The organism is Dyella sp. GSA-30 (assembly GCF_027924605.1).
Taxonomy (GTDB): domain Bacteria; phylum Pseudomonadota; class Gammaproteobacteria; order Xanthomonadales; family Rhodanobacteraceae; genus GSA-30.
On sequence record NZ_AP027042.1, the window covers coordinates 5418777 to 5436515 of the forward strand.

Consider the following 17739-nt stretch of genomic DNA (forward strand, 5'->3'; position numbering starts at 1 on the left):
TGTAGCTTTATAGCAGGTTGAATACGAGGCGTCATCTATTCTGAGGGGCAAAATATCGAGCTACGCGACGTGGCGTGGCCAACTCGATTTCCCGTTCATCGCGTCTAAAAAGGGCATGACGGGAAGCCGAACGAACGGTCGCTCGGAGGCGTCGTTCTTCCTGGAAGATCGACACGCCACCCGAAGCACTCATCGCCGCGCCGATGAGTCGAACCGGCGATGACGCCCCGGCGGCAGGCTTCAGGACAATGTGCGCCGCGCGTCAAAAATTTCTAAAGCGCGCCAGCCATGTCGATGGGCCCATCGTCCGGGATGCGCGCGAGGAACACCAAGAGTCGCCGGGCGTTGTATGCGTCACAAGGGGTGTTCCGGCATGCCTATCTGGATATCTGGACCGTGCACCCGCGCGCAAGGGCCCATCCGCGCCGCGCAATCGCACCAAAAAATTGCGGATCAATTAATTTTCATCTGCACGATGAAAAAACTCCATTATTTATCATGATTGGCTTGCTCGCCACTTAGCATCTCCTTACATTAATATTAATATTATTAAACAATCGAGTTTTTCATGGCATAAATAAGGCAAGACTTAGTTTAAACTTAGCGCATTATCTTTCGCACTTTAAAAGCGGCCAATTAATATTTTTGTTATCCAAACGTCATATAGCATCCCTACGGTGTCGGCCCTTCCACACCCCGCCAACACCGGAAAAACAATGACACGATCGAATCACGCGTTGCGCCGCTGTGCGCCGGCTTATCTCGCTTTGTGCGTTGCCATGGCCATGGCTGACCCGACTTCGGCACAGGATGTGATCAACAACGGCAGCGCTACGGCGAGCAGCTCAAATCCTTCGCACAATTCACGCGACAACAACTCATCAACCAACGCCAAAACACTGGCCGGCATGCAAGTGACGGCAAATTCGGCGGTCACCGATATTGCACCGACCCAGGGTTCCACGATCGCCACACAGCCGCAGTCGATTATCGGCAGCACGTATATTCAGGAGAATATTGCGCCAACCGGCGACTACGCGGACGTTGCCTCTATCGCACCGAGCGTATATGCCGTAACGCCCAATGGCTCCGGCTTGATGGAAGCACCCGTGGTGTCCATCCGCGGCTTCCAGGATGGTCAATACAACGTGACATTCGATGGCATCCCGTGGATGGATTCCAACGACTTCACGCATCACTCCACGTCCTATTTCACCAGTCAGGAGACCAGCAGCGTGCTGGTCGATCGTGGCCCTGGTACGGCCGGCACGCTTGGCAATGCCACGTTCGGCGGCACGATTGCGGTCGATACGCTCGATCCGCGCAACGAGTTCGGTATCAGCCCATACTTCAGCCTCGGTAGCTGGGAAACTGCCGTGGAGGGCGCTCGCATCAATACCGGCCGCTTCACCAACAGCGGCACCAGCGCCGTTATCAACGTGCAGAACAGCGACTCGGACGGCTACCTGACCAATGCCGGCCAGCGCCGCCAAAGCGTGTTTGCGAAGATCGTGCAGCCGTTGGGCGACAACACCACGCTGACCTTCGCCGCCCTGTGGAACAAACTCAACCAGTATGTTCCGTTCGGCGCCACCAAGGCGCAAATAGCGCAGTTCGGCTCGAACTATGCGCTGAATAACGACCCGACCAGCCAGGCCTACTACCGGTATAACCAGGACAAGATCAACACCAATCTGGGTTACATCGGCCTGCACTCGGAGTTTGCCGGCTGGACGATCGACAACAAGGCCTATACCTATGGCTACAACCATTTCGGCTTCAATGGCGAAGATCCCAATGGCGAAACACCCAACGGAACCGCCTATGCGCCGGACAACGTCCCCGGCCAGCACATGCGCAACACCAACCGTTCGTGGGGCGACATCTTCCGCCTGAGCAAAGACCTCGGACCGGGCGAAGTGCGCACCGGCGTGTGGTACGACCATCAGGCCGATCTGCGCTGGCTTTATGAGTTCGACGACACACTCGATGCACTGAACCCCGTGATTGCACCGGGCGCGCCTTCGCTGGCATTGGCCTCGGCCGATCGCATCATGAATAACACGCTGGTCACCATCCAGCCGTTTGTCGAATACCAATGGAACATTACCGACAACGCCTACTTTGTCGGCGGCGTGAAGTACAACTACTTCAAGCGCACCATCGACGCACCGGTCAACCAGAAGACGGAGACCCCGCTGAACTACTCCAAGGACTGGAACGCCACCCTGCCCTCGGCCGCATTCCACTACGCGTTCAACTCAAACTGGACGGCCTATGTGCAATGGGCCAAGGGTTTCCTGGCGCCGAATCTCAATCTGTTCTATGTCCCCAATCCGGCAGCTTCCGACAGCATCGTGCAACCGGAAAAGACCACCAATATCCAGCTTGGCACCACCTGGAGCAGCGACCGCCTGACGCTGTCCGGCGACGTCTACAAGATCAACTTCAACAACTTCGTGCAGAGCCAACATGTTGGCGGCATCACGGAGTACTACAACGGCGGTGGCGTGCATTACAAAGGCCTGGAGCTCGAAGGCACCTACATGCTGGGTGGCGGTTTCAGCGTCTACGCCAACGGTTCGCTCAACCGCGCCATCCAGACCACCGACAATCTGTGGAACGCGAATACTCCGCACAAGACCGCCGCGCTGGGCGTCATCTATAGCAATGGGTCGGTGTATGCGTCGCTGATCGATAAATTTGTCGGTAAGACCTATTACACGGCCAACAGTACCGACGACACACCGATCGGCGGCTATGCGATCACCAACTTGGCAGCCAGCTATCGGTTCGATCCCCACATCAGTGATGTCAGGGATATCAAGATCGGCGTGCAGCTCAACAACCTGTTCAACAACACGTCCATCAATGCGCTTGCCGGCACCACGGCCGCGGATAGTACGCCGCTGTACTGGACTATTCCGGCGCGCAACTTCAACTTCACTATTACGGCCGACTTGTTCTGACCAACGCCCGGCCGAGAAGACGAACAAGCAGGTTTTGCAAATACAAAGCCCCTGAAGGATCAGGGGCTTTGTTTAAGAATCTACCTTGTGTGTCTCAGGTATGCGTCAAAACGGAATATCGTCGTCATCGAAGCTATTGTCAGCCGGTGCCGGCGCGCTACGCGGTGCATCGTTGCCGCCGCGCTGATTGCCGTAGTCGCCGCCACTGCCGCCGCCACGCTGATTGCCACCGTAGTTGCCGCCACCCTGGCGCTGACCGCCGCCACCGCCGCCCTGCGAGCGCTGATAGTTTCCACCACCGCCACCACCACCCGTGCCACCGCCTTCGCCGGCGTTACCGCCAAGCATCTGCATTTCGGCGGCAATGATGTCGGTGCTGAAACGCTCGACGCCGTCCTTGTCGGTGTACTTGTCGGTACGCAGCGAGCCTTCGATGTAGACCTGGCGGCCTTTCTTCAGGTATTCGCCGGCAATCTCGGCCAGACGGCCGAACAGCTTGACGCGGTGCCACTCGGTGCGTTCCTGCTTTTCGCCGCTCTGCTTGTCGGTCCACGACTCGGACGTGGCGATGCGGATGCTGGTGATCGCAGTGCCGTTGCCGGTGTAGCGGGTTTCCGGATCGGCGCCCAAGTTGCCGACGATAATGACCTTGTTGATGCCACGTGCCATGGATGGATGTCCTCTGTGAGCCGGCCGCAGCTTGAGGGGCTTTTGCGGCCGGGATGATTTGGCCTGTCATGATACGGGCAGGCCGTCTCACGAATATAGACTGGACGGCAGACAGGCTTTGTGGGTGAGCACCCGGGGATCCGCACGGGTATCCCAAGCTGTTCATCGGATTGAAAAAATCCTCAACGGGGCAACGGCAGGGTCGATCGCGGGCGGGCCGAACATGCCACCCGGGCCCCAGGTCAACACCGGACGCACGATCGCTCGAATCCAACCGCGCTCGATCGGCCCGAAATAACGGCTATCGAAAGAATAAGGCTGCGTATCGGACATCACCCAAAGTTGGTCCGGACCAAGCAGAAAATCCTTGCCGGCAAGGTGCGGCAGCGGCCGTTGGCCCAGGTCAGCATCCAGCGGCCTACTCCAGGGCAGGAGCCGTCGATTGACGCGTACTCCGTCTTGGGCCACTGCCACCCTATCTCCGGAAACTCCGGCCACGCGCTTGAGCAGTGGGCGATACCCGCCAGGACAATGGCCCGGCGAGAAATAACGACGGGCGGCAGCCTCCGCGAACGCGTTCTCCGGCGGAGAGCAGAACATGACGTAGCTGCCTCGGCCCACCGGCGCATCCGTCGTCCAGTACAGGCCCTTGGGCAAGCTACCGGTGAAGTTCAGGCGCATGCCGGTCAGATAGCCCACGCCGAGCACCGACCAGGTCAGCACCAGGGCGAATATGGCGCAGCCGCCGCTTACCCTCAAACCGCGGCGAAGATTCAACGGAACTCTACCGTGACCGTCAGCGCCTTGTTCGCCGTACCCGCCCTGGCTGCTGCTGTCGTACGTTGATAGCGCGCACGGAAACCAAAGTCCTGCCCAGTACCGACCGCGGGCAACGATGTCATCCTCCCGGGTACAACGGCGACATTTGCGGGACCTTCTATTTCGATGCCCACGCCCTGCGCGCTATTGGCGTCGAGCGAGAACAAAGAGCCATTGGTTCGATCGGCGTCAGAGCTCTTGCCGAAAGTGATATCTGCAATGACATGTTGCGGATCGTCGCACTCCTTCATGACCAGCCGGAAAGGACGCCAGGGAGACCCGTCGCCGACTCGTGGCATGCTGCCGATGGCATGCGTGCCCAGCGATACCGACTGAGTCAGCGAGTCGTTGGTGATCGAACAGCTTGGCCGCGCGATGGTCAGGTTATCCATACTTATGGTGCGGTACGCGCCACGCCTGACGTTGTCCGCCAGCGTGACGACGGATTGCGCCAGCACTCCCCGCTCAAATTGGCCGTACTGGATAGGTCCAGGCAGTCGTACAAGCTGGTAGCGTAGCTGGGCGTTGCCATTGATCGTGGTTTGAACCGTGAATGTCTGGCGCCGGTCGATGGGCAAGACCTGAAAATCAGGATCGCCCGTTTCCTTGATGGCAAAGCGTGCGCCAAACCCGGAATCCCGCCCATTCACTTTCAACGGGATCACGGATGGATCGCTTGGCGCGGACGCCATCAATCCGCTGTAGAAGCGCGCATCCCCCGGAAAACAGATCAGCTGCGTTAGATTGGGCCCGCTGACCACGCTCTCCGAAACAACCTCCCCCACCTGAACTCCGCTTCCCACAATCAGAGCGCTGCTTCGCTGAATCGGAAATTGTTGCGTCCTGGCGATCGAACAGCCTGCCCAGGCGGGGGCGATCTGGAACGCAGTGGATGCCAGCAACACGAGCGCCATGCGATGACGCCTGAAGAAAAAGGGATGACTCATGCTTGTTTTCTCAAATGATTGAACGATTAGCTGGCTTGGCCGTTGCCGCTACTCGGCAGCCTTGGCAATCTCGTTGACGATGCGAACGGGAAATTGCGCACTCAGCCACTGTTCCCAGTCATATGCCCTGCGCATTAACTGTGCGCGATACCGCTCGTTGAAACGAGGCGTCCGCGAGTGGTAGTTGGCGACACGGGTCCAGATGTCTCCCCTGTCCTCGTGCAGGTGCCCGCGCAGTCGCCAAGCCGCGAGTTGATAGGCATAGATGAATCGCGTACCATTAAGCACCACGCCCGCGTTCGCCGGCTGATTGGCAATGAAAAACCCCGAGATCAATGCCATCACACACTTAAGTGCGATCTTCCTTTTTTTCACGACACAATATCCAACATCAGGAAGATGATCGATGCTTTGCAAAAGGGAGGCCGCCGAATGGGCCGGCCACCCGAGCAAAGACGCTTGGCGGCGCGTTTACGGCGACGGCGCAGCTTCGTAGCTGACCGTGTACATCACAGAGCTGTTCGCCGGACCGGCCGTAACGGCGCCGGTGCGCACGTAGCGCGAGATGTACGCAAGCGTCGCCTCATTGTTTGCGACAACTTCCTTGATCTGCGAGCTGTCCTGATCATTGAAGATGTCGATCTTGCTGCCGAGCTTATTGGCCAACTCGATTTGCACGCCGGCCGCAGCGCCTGTGCCCTGCAGAATCAGCGATCCCGTCGTGGGATCCACGGTCGGACCAGGCTCGAAGTGAGCGTACACCCTCGTACCGTTGGTGCAATTGGTGTCACCAGCACCGCCGATCCGAATGCGAAAGCCCGTCGCGCCGGCGGTATCGCTGATGTTCGGCATCGAAGACGTGTTCACGGTCGGCATGGTAACGGTGAAGCTCGATGCCGGCGCGCCGGGCGCAGCGCCATTGATGAGGCACGATGTCGTAGTAATCGCGCCATTGAAGGTAATGATGCCATCGGCGGCAAACGCGGACGGCGCAGCCAGCGCCGCAGCCAGCAGTGCGGAAGAGAGAAGCTTCAGATTCATCCAATCAATCCTGTGGGAATGAAAGTCGGTAGCTACCGACCTACGGACGCGGGTCTTTCGAGTGAAGGAGAATAACCCCGCGTTCCGTAGGCGAATTCTCCTCGCACACCGCAAACAGTTCTTTAGAATTTATTTTAAATATTTGATTTTAATCACGAAATTATTCGATGACAAATATTCAAAAAAAGCAGAACTACACCTGACACCGCCGTAGATGCATCGGTACGGATCACTCTGCGCGCGCGCGAATCGCTTTTGAAAAATCATCCGCCCGACCGCTGCGCCTGGCCAGATCGGTGATCCGGCTGCGCTGACGGAGCTGATCGACCGAGATGCTCCGATCCACGACACCCACGTCATGGAAATACTCGGGAAGATAGCCGGTCAACAGCAGACGATAGTCTCGCGGCAGATCCGTGCTGATCTGTCTGGCCATGCGGTAGACGATCGTGGTGCAGTTGGACGTCAAGGTGTTGTAGAACGTCGGTGTGCCGACCAGTTCGTTGGCCGCCTGCACATACGATAGAAAAAGCGCACGCATCGCTTGCTTGTCCATCTGCAATGGATACAGGTAATCGTCTTCGCCGCGCACATTGGTTCGCACGCGGATAATGTCGCGCTCGTCGGCTGCGACAAGAATCGTCTCGAACTGACGGAAGAAGCCGCCGATCGGCGAATAGCTCTCCCCGCGCTCCTTGCGGATCTCGACGGAAAAAACCACATGCCGTCCGTCGTCGAAGCCGAAGGAGATCATCGCGTGCGCGATCGCCGGGCTTCCCCAGTACGACAGCACCGCATCGGCCGACACCAGATGTTCGAGGTCGTATTGGCGCGTTTCCCAATGAACGTCATAGTCGTCGTCCGTACGCCAGGTAAAGTTGCGCACATGCTGCAGCGTGACCTGGCTGCCCTGCACCGTGCCGCTGAGCAATTGCGCCACGTCGTCGGACCAGATCCGGTCGTTGGACGGCTTGATCGTCGCCCACCATCCCAGCAGAACAAGATAGGCCAGACCATAGGCCGCCAGCGGCAGCCAGCTGCGCTGGACAGCGGCGAACACCAGCAGCGCAATCGCGCCAATCAGCCAGACGGCGGCCGCCACGGTTCGCATGACCGAACCCAGGGGCAGTTGATACCAGAGCGCCAGGGCGCCCCATAGCCCGGACAGTACCGTGACAAGCACTACCAGGCCCGCCAGCGCCGCCCTGCCCATCCTCCGCCCTATGCTCATCGTCTCTTTCCCGCGGTGTGTGGATGCCCTTGGCAAGGGTGCAATGTTGAAGACATCAAGGCAATGCATGATTGGCTTAGAATCCGCCGACTCCCCGAATACATCGGCATAGGGCTCCATGACACCTGGATCGAGGACCTGGATCGCACGATACGCTGTACTCGCGATGTCGCTATGCCTGAGCGCATGCGCGATGGTCGGGGTGAGTCGCGTCAAGTCGCACGAATACATCAGCGGCCAACGCAACGACGTTATCGCTACCGGTCGGGTCAGCGACCAGACCCTGCAGTCGCTCAATGTGGTCGCGCTCAACCCGGATGCCTGCACCAAGGCTTTCGACGCCTGCGTGGATACGGTAAAGGCGTCGGCGGGGCTCAATGACGAGCAACGGCTTTCCGCGCTTTCCGAACTCTGGTTGGGCAAGGCGATCCGTAACGATCGCGCGGACAAAGACGCCGAGATGGACGACTCGACCCTGGATGCGTTCCTGCAGGCGTCGCGTTATGCCTATGCGTATCTTTTTTACACGCAGCGCCGCCCTGAAGACCGCGTATTCGAGTTGCGCCAGGTGCAGGTCATCGGCTTCTACAATTTTTCCGCCCAGCGCGCCATTGCACGACTGTTCCAGGAATTGCCGCACCTCACACCGGAGTGGACGCAGGCTTCCCTGGCCAACTGGACCTTTCTGCCGCCTCAGGCCGACCTGCGGCTGGCTGGCGGTGTTAACGCGCCATCGGAATTGATCCCCGCCTCGACATTACGGTTCAACGGCGTGCGCAACGTCTATCGACGCGATGGGTTTGGCACCGAGTTCGTGGCCGTCGCGCCGCCCGTCACCGGCGATAACGAGATCCCGTGGCGGGAACCGGAGTATGTACCGGCCACCGGCGCCCTGGTATTCGATGGCACGACGCTGGATGCGGTATTGGCGACCCGGCGCATCCAGCTCATGGCCAGGAACCCCTATAGCGACGACACGATCGCCGTCGGCGGCCGCTCGGTCCCGCTCGCTGCGGATTTCACGGCCCCGTATGGCATCTGGCTGGCCCGGTCCGGCTTCGCCAGCCAATCGATCCGCTCCCTGCTTGGCAGGGAAGGCGGCATTACGACACCGCGCGTGCTGTTGATGCAGCCCTATGACCCGAACCGGCTTACTGTCGTCATGCTGCACGGCCTGGCGAGCAGCCCCGAGGCCTGGATCAACGTGGCCAACGAGGTCATGGGTGATGAGGCGTTGCGTAAGAACTACCAGGTGTGGGAGGTCTACTACCCCACCAATGCGCCGATCGCGGTCAACCTTGCCGGCATTCGCAAGGCGCTCGACGCCACGTTCCGGCATTTCGACCCGGGCGGCAAGGCGCGCGCATCGAACAATGTCGTGCTCGTGGGACACAGCATGGGCGGCGTGATCGCGCGACTGCTGGTGTCGTCCAGCGGCGATCGATTGTGGAACGTCATCCCGACCCGTTCCGATCTGTCTCCAGCCAAGCAGGCGCGGCTGCGTCAGCGTCTTGCACCCTATTTGCAATTTACGCCGATGCCGCAGGTCACACGCGCGGTATTCATGGCCTCCCCGCATCGAGGCACGCCACTGGCGAAATATCGCCTTGCGCGCCTGATCGTCAACCTGATCCGGCTGCCCGTGAATGTGATCAAGGAAGTCGCCAGTTTCTCCGACTTGCTCAAGAACGATACGCCCGACGGTACGCCGGCACGCATTCCCACCAGCATCGACAACCTCAGTGACAGCGATCCCTTCGTCAAGGCGGCCGCGGATCTGCCCATCTCGCCAGCGGTGCATTACCACACGATCGTCGGCGTGTATAAGCCCAACGGCCCACTGATCGACTCCAGCGACGGTGTAGTGCCGTATCGAAGCGCGCACCTGGACGGCGCCGACTCCGAATTGGCGATACCGGCATGGCATAGCGTGCAGGAGACGTCGGCCGCCATTCTCGAACTGCGGCGGATACTCAAGTTGCATGCGGAAACGGCGGCGGCGAGCAGGCCTTAGCGACGGATGGAACTTGCGGTTGCGTCACGGTGGGTCGCGACTGAAGTCGCTCCTACAAGCTAGCTGGGCCTCTCCTAACTTGTAGGAGCGACTTCAGTCGCGACCGTCCCGCCGAGGCTCACGCCAGGAACCGGTATCCCACCCCAGGCTCGGTTTTCAGCCAGCGCGGCGTCGTCGGGTCGTCTCCCAGCTTCTGGCGAAGCTTGCCGATCACAATACGCAGGTAGTGGGTGTCCTCGACATGTGTCGGCCCCCATAGTTCACGCAATAACTGCTGCTGCGTCACCACGCGACCGCTGTGGCGCAGCAACATCGCCAGCACGGCGTATTCCTTGCGCGTCAACGACAATACCTGACCATCGAGGGTCACCTCACGCTGGGCCAGGTCGACATGCAGGCGGTCATCGTCGTAGCGCGGCAGCGCCTCAACCTCACCGGGCCGATTGCGTAGCAATGCGCGCAGGCGCGCCATCAACTCCTGGATACCGAAGGGCTTGGTGACGTAGTCGTTGGCGCCCGCATCCAGTGCGCGCACCTTTTCTTTCTCGGTGTCGCGCACGGAAAGCACCAACACCGGCAGCTGACTCCATTGGCGCAGGTCGGCCAGCACCTCGTGGCCCTCACGGTCAGGCAGGCCCAGGTCCAGGATGACCAGATCGGGGCTGCGCGTGGCCGCCAGCGCTAATCCCTCTTCGCCGTTGGCCGCCAGCAATACCTCGTAGCCTTCGGCGCGCAGGCCGATATCGAGGAACTTTCGGATCTGCGCCTCGTCGTCGATCACGAGCACGCAGGGAATGGCAGAGGTCATGGCGGTGTGGGTAGCGGCAACGTAATGCGGATAGTCGTGCCGATGCCGTCGCCAGGCAAGGCCTCGACGCTGCCGCCATGGGCGCCGATCATGCCCCGGCAGATCGCCAGCCCCAGGCCGGTGCCTTGCGGCGCGCGGTCCCCACGCGAGACGGAATAGAACATGTCGAAGATGAGCGCGCGTTCGTCTTCGGGAATGCCCGGACCACGATCGATCACGTCGATGGTGATCTGCTGCTTGTCCGTATGAGCACGCACCAGTACGCGTACCGGCTGATCGGGCGGCGAGAAGCGCGCTGCATTTTCCAGGATATTGAACAGCGCCTGCTCGATCAGTGCCGGGTGCACAAACAGCAGCACGGTATCCGGTGGCAGGGCTGTTTCCACGCGCAGATCCGGAAACAACTTGCGCAGGCGAGTCACCGCAGCGGCGACGATTTCGGCTGCATCGGTCCAATCACGGTTGAGCTTGAGCGTGCCGTGACCCAGGCGCGTCATGTCGAGCAGGTTCTGGATATAGCGATCCAGCCGCTGGCCCTCGCCAAGGATGGCGTCCAGCAGTTCCTGGCGCTCCTGTTTCGGCAATTGGTCACCATAGCTGGAAAGAGTACCGGCCGAACCGATCATCGAGGCAAGCGGCGAGCGCAAGTCATGCGACACCGACGAAAGCAGCGCATTACGCAGGCGCTCGGTTTCGCCCTGCACTCGCGCACCTTCCAGCTCGTCGGTCAAGCGCGCACGCTCCAGCGCCTGGCCGATGTCCTGCGCCATCGCCAGGGCAAGGCTGCGCTTGTCCGGGTCTGGCTCGCCCGCCTCGGCATCGAAGCGCAATGCCGCCACGCCCAGATGCGTGCCTTCGCCGCCGAGGGGAAGCACCCAACAGGGTGCGGCGTTCAAGGTATCGGTATAACGACCGGCTTGCTCGGCATGCTGCTCGCTCCACTCGGCGGCGGCGAGATCCTGTGCAATGAGATGAAAATCGCGCGGTGCGGTAGCGATCACGTGCAGTATCTGGGACGCGTCTCGCGCGAGTATGGCCACGTCGCAACGCAGGGCATGCGCCAATGCCGCGGCGCCCACTTCACGAATGCCGGACGCATCGGTGCTGGTCGACAAGCGCTGTCCGAGCGCCAGCAACGCACGCGCATGGGCATGCGCCGCACGCATCGACTCGACCTGGCTGGCCAAACGGGTAGCGAGCCGGCTGCACACCAGCGCAGCGACCAGAAACAGGGTTACCGCCAGCAGATCGTCCACATTGGAGATCGCCAGCGTGTAACGCGGCGGCGCGAAGAAGAAGTTGTAGCCAAGAAAACACAGTACGGCGGTGTAGACCGCCACAGCCATGCGCGTACGTACCGCCACCACCAGTACGGCGGTAAGAAAGATCAATGCCAGATTCGCTACGGACAGATAACGATCAGCGATAAACGACAGGCCGAATGCGACCAGCGTGGCGAGCGTGGCGTAGACGTACTCGTCGCGCCGCCCTCGCCCACCCGGCATGCGCAGGCGTCGGCGCGATTGCGCGCGCTCGGCCGGCGTGGCAATGATGGTCAATTCCAGGTGTGCGCCGTAGCGCAGCAACTGCTGCGTCAACGAGCGACCCAGCATGCGCGCCAACGGCCGTTCGCGCGTGCGGCCCAGGATGATCTGGCCAATGCCTTCGCGATCGGCATGCGAGATCAGCTCATCGGCAATGGCATGTCCGCGCAACACCACGGCGTCGCCCCCAAGGCGACGTGCCAGCCGCATCGCACTGTCGAGGCGCTCACGCCGCGCCTTGTCCAGCGTGCTACCGGTATCGACGAAGGCAACGCTCCACGGCGCGCCGCGACGTTCGGCGATACGTCGGGCGATGCGTACGAGATACTCGCTTTGCGTATGCCCGTCGATCGCCGCGAGAACACGCCGGCGGACCGGCATGACGCCACCGCGCGCCAGCATGTGTTCGCGCAGGTCACTGTCGACATGCCCGGCAACGGTGTCCACCGCCAGTTCGCGCAGGGCGACGAGATTCGTGGGTGAGAAGAACGCATCCAGCGCGGCAGCGGCCGTTTCCGGCACATAGACCTTGCCCTGCTTCAGGCGCTGGATCAATTCACGTGGCGGAAGGTCGACCAGCACGATGTCGCGTGCGCGATCGAGAAACGCATCGGGTACCGTTTCACGCACCGTGACGCCGGTAATGCGCCGCACCTGGTCATTGAGGCTTTCCAGGTGCTGCACGTTCAGCGCGGTATAGACCTCGATGCCCGCTTCGAGCAGCTCGGCAATGTCCTGCCAGCGCCGCTCATGCCTGCTGCCAGGCAGGTTGCGGTGCGCGAGTTCGTCGACCAGCACCACCGCCGGTCGCCGTGCGAGTGCCGCATCGAGATCGAACTCGGTAAATGACTTGCCGCGATATTCGACGGGACGGCGCGGCAGTTCCTCCAGCCCTTCCAGCAAGGCCTGGGTTTCCGCGCGGCCATGGGTTTCGACCAGGCCGACGACGACGTCGATGCCCTGACGCTTGAGCTCTCTTGCGGCCGAGAGCATCGCAAAGGTCTTGCCGACACCCGGAGCCGCGCCCAGAAAGACTTTCAGGCGACGCTCGCGATCTTCGCTGGCGGCATCGAGCAAAGCGTCGGCTCGCGCTTCGCGGGAAGGCCCGGACGTACCCATCATGCCCCCGCAATCCGGGAAACGACCATGCAGGATGAATCTCTGTTTTTTGGCTGCATGGCCTTGTCCGTAGGGTTAAGCTTTTCCCGCAAAGCGCGAGTTTCCAAAAAGTCTAACGCTTTTGCAGGTCGTCAAGTGCAAGGTTGAGCTGCAGCACATTCACCCGAGCCTCGCCGAGCACGCCCAACTGACGACCCGAACTGGCCGCTGCCACCAGGCCACGCACCTGATCCTCGCTCAAACCACGCAACCGGGCCACACGCGCCAGCTGATACTGCGCCGCAGCGGGTGTGATCTCCGGATCGAGTCCACTGCCCGATGCGGTCACCAGGTCCGAAGGGATGATTGCGCTATTGCCTGGATCGGCTGCATGCAACGCATCGATGCGCTGCTTGACGGCATCGGTCAACGCCGAATTGGTAGGCCCAAGGTTGGAACCGGTCGATGCATTGCCGTTATTGGCCATCGGCGCGGTCGCCGATGGCCTGCCCCAGAAATACTTCGGGTCGGTAAAGGACTGACCGATCAGGCTCGAACCGACGGCATGGCCGTCATGCTCGATCAGACTGCCGTTGGCTTTGGCCGGAAACAGCAGCTGCGCCGCACCGGTGACGACCAGGGGATAGATGACGCCGGTGATCAGCGTCATCAACAAAAGCATCGTAACGATGAGGCGTAGCTGCTTCACGGTGTTTACCTCAGTAGTGCAGGATGGCGTCGACGATGGCGACTGCCTGATAGTTCTTCTTGCCGGCGTTGTATGCGTTTACGTCGTAGGAGTGCTCGTAGCGGAGCTCCGGGCGAATCTCCAGATCCGACGATACCCAGTGCGTCAGGCCCAGGGTGTGGCTGCTGTACTTCGTGGCATAGCCGGTGCGCTGACCCTTCTGGTCGTTGTAGAACTCGTTGCGGAACGTCAGCATGTTGCTGGAGTTCAATTCGAAGTTCAGGTAGTTCACCGCACCGTATTCACCAGCCTTGCCTGGGTATGGCGACGAGGCCACGACACCCGGCTCACCGTCCGGCCCGAAGCCCGGAATATTGCGGCCGTACATGTAGTAGGCCTCGGTCTGCATGTGCACCTTGGAGCTGAAGCGGTGACCCCAGGTCATCACGTACATCTGCACGTTGTTGTAGTTGTAGTCAGATGTATTCCAGTTGTTGACGCAGGGATACAGCATGTCGTTGTTGTCTTTGGACACCCAACGCACGCAGGCCTGCAGCGAGGGTCGTGCCGAACGATTCCACGGGGCCGTGTCATTGCTGGCGTTGACGCCGAGCTGCAACGTCCACTGCTGGCTGAGCCGCGTCGTGGTCATGATGCCGGTCTGGGTATACGGGTCGACCGTGTACAGGATCGAATGAGTCACCAGGTAGTTCTGCGGCGAGAACTGCGCCTCGATATCGGGTAGCGACAAGTAACGGCCGAAACGAATCACCATGCCCTCGGCGACGGAGGGGATGTAAAGGTCGTAATAGAACAGCATCGGATCGATGCCGTAGACCTTGCCAGGCAGCGGGCCATTCGAATTGGGATGGTTGAGCAGCTGGTTGCTGAACACGCCCTTGGTCACGGTGTAGTGATAGTCGTAACCATACAAGGTGGAGATGTTGAAGCCCCAATCCACATGATCGGTCTGGACCGTGTCTTCCACGCGGGTAAGGTTGATGACGAGCTGATCGAACTCTACGCGGTTGGGCCGCGTCGCATACGACAACGGATAGTTCGTAAAGCTGGACGAACTCACGTTGGCCGACGGATTGATCCAACCGTTGATCTCGACACGGTTGCGCTTCATCCAGTTGCCGAGGCTGGTGCAGGCGAGCGCTTTTTGCAGCGGATACTGGCCGTAGGCCACCGGCACGCCGATGGGCGCCGCGACACCGCCGAGCTGCCATTCGCCATTGGGAAAGGGCGGTGAGTCGAGCGGCGCATCCATCGCGCGGCGCTGTGGAGCGGGAGCGTTCGGATCCGACGGCTGTGCATCTTCACGGTAGGCCGCAGCAAGGCGCGAGCCAAACCCCTGTGAGCAGTCGTCGCTCGCGGGGCGACTCGCGGCAGGCGGCCCCAAGGCCTGGCTCGCCGCTTGCGGCGCGTCATCGGCCAGCGCCTTGCCAACGGGGATCAGCGCCATCATCACGGCAACAGCTAGAACTTTCTTTACAGACATAGTAATTCGAATCCGGTCCCGCAACGGACCGCCTCTGGTGGTTGAAACAACAATCCGAAGCTTTTAGTGAGCGCGGTTTCAGACGCGCCCACTATCGAGCCTTCGCGTTAGATCCCGGCGTACCCGCCCCGTACATACTCATCGTCCTGCTGCGTCGCCTCACTATCGTGTGGCGCGACGCGCACCTTGGCGTGCATGGGTAGTGCAATCACCACATCGCAGGGCGAGTCGTTGGCCGACAGACGCAACTCCATATCGGGGTGTGTTTCGTCGGGGAGGGAAACCGAGAGCTTCAGGGTATTCATCGCTTGCTTTGATCCTTGTCGGGAATTAGGCGAGACCGCACAGCACCAGCAACAGGTCGATCAATTTGATGCCGACGAACGGCACGGCGATGCCGCCGAGGCCATAGACCAGCAGATTGCGACGCAGCAGCGCACCCGCGCCCAGCGCGCGGTACTTGACGCCTTTGAGTGCCAGCGGAATCAGAAAGATGATGATCAACGCGTTGAAAATGACCGCTGACAGGATCGCGCTCTGCGGCGTAGCCAGATGCATCACGTTGAGCGCATTGAGCGCCGGATAGGTGGTGGCGAACGCCGCCGGAATGATCGCGAAATACTTGGCGATATCGTTGGCGATCGAAAAGGTCGTCAACGCGCCGCGCGTGATCAGCATCTGCTTGCCGATCTCCACCACCTCGATCAACTTGGTCGGGTTGGAGTCCAGGTCGACCATGTTGCCGGCTTCCTTGGCCGCCTGTGTGCCGGTATTCATCGCTACCGCGACATCGGCCTGAGCCAGTGCCGGAGCATCGTTGGTACCGTCGCCGCACATGGCAACCAGACGGTTCTCGGCCTGGATGCTGCGAATCAATTTCAGCTTGGCTTCCGGGGTCGCCTCGGCGAGGAAATCGTCCACCCCGGCTTCAGCGGCGATCGCCGCGGCGGTGAGCGGGTTGTCGCCGGTAATCATCACCGTCTTGATGCCCATGCGGCGCATCTCGGCGAAGCGTTCGCGGATACCGCCCTTGACGATGTCCTTCAGCTCGATCACGCCCAGCGCGGTCGAACCCTCGGTAACGATCAGCGGCGTGGCGCCACGACGTGCGATGTCTTCGGCCATGCGCTTGACCAGCGGCGGCAAATGGCTGCCCAGCGAATCCAGATAGCGTTCGACTGCATCGAGCGCGCCCTTGCGGATATGACGCTCGCCGATGTCGACACCGCTCATGCGGGTTTGCGCAGTGAACGGGACAAACTGTGCGTGACCGGCTTCGAGCTGGCGCTCGCGCAGACCAAAGCGTTCTTTTGCCAGCACGACCACGCTGCGGCCTTCGGGCGTTTCATCGGCCAGCGAAGCCAGCTGAGCCGCGTCGGCAAGGATGCTCTCTTCAATGCCCGGTGCCGGCATGAAGGCGACCGCCTGGCGGTTGCCCAGGGTGATGGTGCCGGTCTTGTCCAGCAACAGCACGTCAACGTCGCCAGCCGCTTCCACCGCACGACCCGAGGTGGCGATGACATTGGCGCGGATCATGCGGTCCATGCCCGCAATACCGATGGCCGACAGCAAGGCACCGATGGTGGTGGGAATCAGACAAACCAGCAGCGCAACCAGCACGGTCAGCGTGATCGGGTTGCCCTTCCCGGCGACCTGCACGCTATAGATCGAATACGGCAGCAAGGTGGAACACGCCAGCAGGAAGATCAGCGTGAACTTGGCCAGCAGGATTGTCAGCGCAATCTCGTTCGGCGTCTTGCGGCGCGCCGCACCTTCGACCATCGCGATCATGCGATCGAGAAAGCTCTCGCCCGGATTGCTGGTGATACGCACCACCAACCAGTCGGAAAGCACACGCGTACCGCCGGTGACCGCACTGCGGTCGCCGCCCGATTCGCGGATCACCGGCGCGGATTCGCCGGTAATAGCGCTTTCGTCGACACTGGCCGCACCGACCACGACTTCACCGTCGCCGGGCAAAAGTTCGGTAGCCTCGACCAGTACATGGTCGCCGCTGCGCAACTCGCTCGACTCGACAAAGGTGATCGCCGCATCGCGCTGCGGACCGGCCAGTTTCTTGGCCATGACGTTCTTGCGCGAACTGCGCAACGCAGCCGCCTGAGCCTTGCCGCGACCTTCGGCCAGCGCTTCGGCAAAGTTGGCAAACAGCAGCGTGAACCACAGCCAGACGCTGACCCAGAAAATGAACGCGGTCGGCGCCTCGCCATGGCCGGCCAGAGCCTGGACCCACAACAGCGTGGTCAACACGCTGCATACGAACACCACGAACATCACCGGGTTGCGGAACTGCAGCCGCGGCGATAGCTTGCGGAACGAATCGGCCACGGCCTTGAGAATCAAGTCGCGGTCGAAGCCGCGCACGGCATGGGTTTGAGTAGTCATCGAA

At 60.8% G+C, this 17739-nt stretch carries 13 protein-coding genes and 1 pseudogene; 2 read left to right on the top strand and 12 right to left on the bottom strand.

Annotation, left to right across the window (positions count from 1 at the left end; all coding sequences use genetic code 11):
• Nucleotides 1-716: 716 nt before the first annotated feature.
• The gene (locus tag QMG46_RS23270) at nucleotides 717-2969 is read left to right on the top strand and encodes a TonB-dependent receptor (protein WP_281850285.1); all 2253 of its coding nucleotides are present in this window, start codon (nucleotides 717-719) and stop codon (nucleotides 2967-2969) included.
• A gap of 105 nt (nucleotides 2970-3074) precedes the next feature.
• On the opposite strand, the gene ssb is transcribed toward QMG46_RS23270, so the two are convergent.
• From ssb to QMG46_RS23300, 6 genes and pseudogenes are all read right to left on the bottom strand, one after another.
• Nucleotides 3075-3638, bottom strand: coding sequence for a single-stranded DNA-binding protein (gene ssb / locus QMG46_RS23275; RefSeq protein WP_281850286.1), 564 nt, complete (start codon nucleotides 3636-3638; stop codon nucleotides 3075-3077).
• A gap of 162 nt (nucleotides 3639-3800) precedes the next feature.
• Nucleotides 3801-4415 (bottom strand): conjugative transfer signal peptidase TraF, encoded by a 615-nt coding sequence (gene traF / locus QMG46_RS23280; RefSeq protein WP_281850287.1) that lies wholly within the window; start codon nucleotides 4413-4415, stop codon nucleotides 3801-3803.
• On the bottom strand, nucleotides 4412-5404 hold the full coding sequence (locus tag QMG46_RS23285; protein WP_281850288.1) for a fimbrial protein: 993 nt from the start codon (nucleotides 5402-5404) through the stop codon (nucleotides 4412-4414). Before QMG46_RS23285 ends, traF begins: the two co-directional genes overlap by 4 nt.
• A gap of 87 nt (nucleotides 5405-5491) precedes the next feature.
• Nucleotides 5492-5668 (bottom strand): annotated as a pseudogene (locus QMG46_RS23290) (conjugal transfer protein TrbN); the annotation flags it as partial.
• A gap of 207 nt (nucleotides 5669-5875) precedes the next feature.
• Nucleotides 5876-6445, bottom strand: a complete 570-nt coding sequence (locus tag QMG46_RS23295) for a fimbrial protein (protein WP_281850289.1) — start codon at nucleotides 6443-6445, stop codon at nucleotides 5876-5878.
• 229 nt (nucleotides 6446-6674) lie between these two features.
• Complete coding sequence (locus QMG46_RS23300) at nucleotides 6675-7676, bottom strand: Lnb N-terminal periplasmic domain-containing protein (protein WP_281850290.1); 1002 nt, start codon at nucleotides 7674-7676, stop codon at nucleotides 6675-6677.
• Nucleotides 7677-7794: 118 nt separating this feature from the next.
• Between QMG46_RS23300 and QMG46_RS23305 the strand changes: the two genes are divergently transcribed.
• Nucleotides 7795-9690: an esterase/lipase family protein gene (locus QMG46_RS23305; RefSeq protein WP_281850291.1), complete on the top strand. Its 1896-nt coding sequence runs from the start codon at nucleotides 7795-7797 to the stop codon at nucleotides 9688-9690.
• 118 nt (nucleotides 9691-9808) lie between these two features.
• On the opposite strand, the gene QMG46_RS23310 is transcribed toward QMG46_RS23305, so the two are convergent.
• The 6 genes from QMG46_RS23310 to kdpB all read right to left on the bottom strand — a co-directional run bounded on the left by QMG46_RS23310 (nucleotide 9809) and on the right by kdpB (nucleotide 17735).
• Nucleotides 9809-10498 (bottom strand): response regulator, encoded by a 690-nt coding sequence (locus QMG46_RS23310; protein WP_281850292.1) that lies wholly within the window; start codon nucleotides 10496-10498, stop codon nucleotides 9809-9811.
• The gene (locus tag QMG46_RS23315) at nucleotides 10495-13164 is read right to left on the bottom strand and encodes an ATP-binding protein (protein WP_281850293.1); all 2670 of its coding nucleotides are present in this window, start codon (nucleotides 13162-13164) and stop codon (nucleotides 10495-10497) included. Before QMG46_RS23315 ends, QMG46_RS23310 begins: the two co-directional genes overlap by 4 nt.
• Before the next feature lie 109 nt (nucleotides 13165-13273).
• Entirely contained in the window at nucleotides 13274-13849 is a 576-nt protein-coding gene (gene kdpC / locus QMG46_RS23320) for a potassium-transporting ATPase subunit KdpC (RefSeq protein WP_281850294.1), read from the bottom strand.
• A 10-nt stretch (nucleotides 13850-13859) separates the two neighbouring features.
• The gene (locus tag QMG46_RS23325; protein ID WP_281850295.1) at nucleotides 13860-15332 is read right to left on the bottom strand and encodes an outer membrane beta-barrel protein; all 1473 of its coding nucleotides are present in this window, start codon (nucleotides 15330-15332) and stop codon (nucleotides 13860-13862) included.
• Nucleotides 15333-15439: 107 nt separating this feature from the next.
• Complete coding sequence (locus tag QMG46_RS23330) at nucleotides 15440-15637, bottom strand: hypothetical protein (RefSeq protein ID WP_281850296.1); 198 nt, start codon at nucleotides 15635-15637, stop codon at nucleotides 15440-15442.
• A gap of 25 nt (nucleotides 15638-15662) precedes the next feature.
• Nucleotides 15663-17735, bottom strand: coding sequence for a potassium-transporting ATPase subunit KdpB (gene kdpB, locus QMG46_RS23335; protein WP_281850297.1), 2073 nt, complete (start codon nucleotides 17733-17735; stop codon nucleotides 15663-15665).
• Nucleotides 17736-17739 lie beyond the last annotated feature (4 nt).

Excerpts from the sequence above, each read along its gene's own strand:
- QMG46_RS23270 (WP_281850285.1), top strand. The coding sequence starts at position 717 with ATGACACGATCGAATCACGCGTTGCGCCGCTGTGCGCCGGCTTATCTC.
- ssb (WP_281850286.1), bottom strand. The coding sequence starts at position 3,638 with ATGGCACGTGGCATCAACAAGGTCATTATCGTCGGCAACTTGGGCGCC.
- QMG46_RS23285 (WP_281850288.1), bottom strand. The coding sequence starts at position 5,404 with ATGAGTCATCCCTTTTTCTTCAGGCGTCATCGCATGGCGCTCGTGTTG.
- QMG46_RS23295 (WP_281850289.1), bottom strand. The coding sequence starts at position 6,445 with ATGAATCTGAAGCTTCTCTCTTCCGCACTGCTGGCTGCGGCGCTGGCT.
- QMG46_RS23300 (WP_281850290.1), bottom strand. The coding sequence starts at position 7,676 with ATGAGCATAGGGCGGAGGATGGGCAGGGCGGCGCTGGCGGGCCTGGTA.
- QMG46_RS23305 (WP_281850291.1), top strand. The coding sequence starts at position 7,795 with ATGACACCTGGATCGAGGACCTGGATCGCACGATACGCTGTACTCGCG.
- QMG46_RS23310 (WP_281850292.1), bottom strand. The coding sequence starts at position 10,498 with ATGACCTCTGCCATTCCCTGCGTGCTCGTGATCGACGACGAGGCGCAG.
- QMG46_RS23315 (WP_281850293.1), bottom strand. The coding sequence starts at position 13,164 with ATGATGGGTACGTCCGGGCCTTCCCGCGAAGCGCGAGCCGACGCTTTG.
- QMG46_RS23325 (WP_281850295.1), bottom strand. The coding sequence starts at position 15,332 with ATGTCTGTAAAGAAAGTTCTAGCTGTTGCCGTGATGATGGCGCTGATC.
- QMG46_RS23330 (WP_281850296.1), bottom strand. The coding sequence starts at position 15,637 with ATGAATACCCTGAAGCTCTCGGTTTCCCTCCCCGACGAAACACACCCC.
- kdpB (WP_281850297.1), bottom strand. The coding sequence starts at position 17,735 with ATGACTACTCAAACCCATGCCGTGCGCGGCTTCGACCGCGACTTGATT.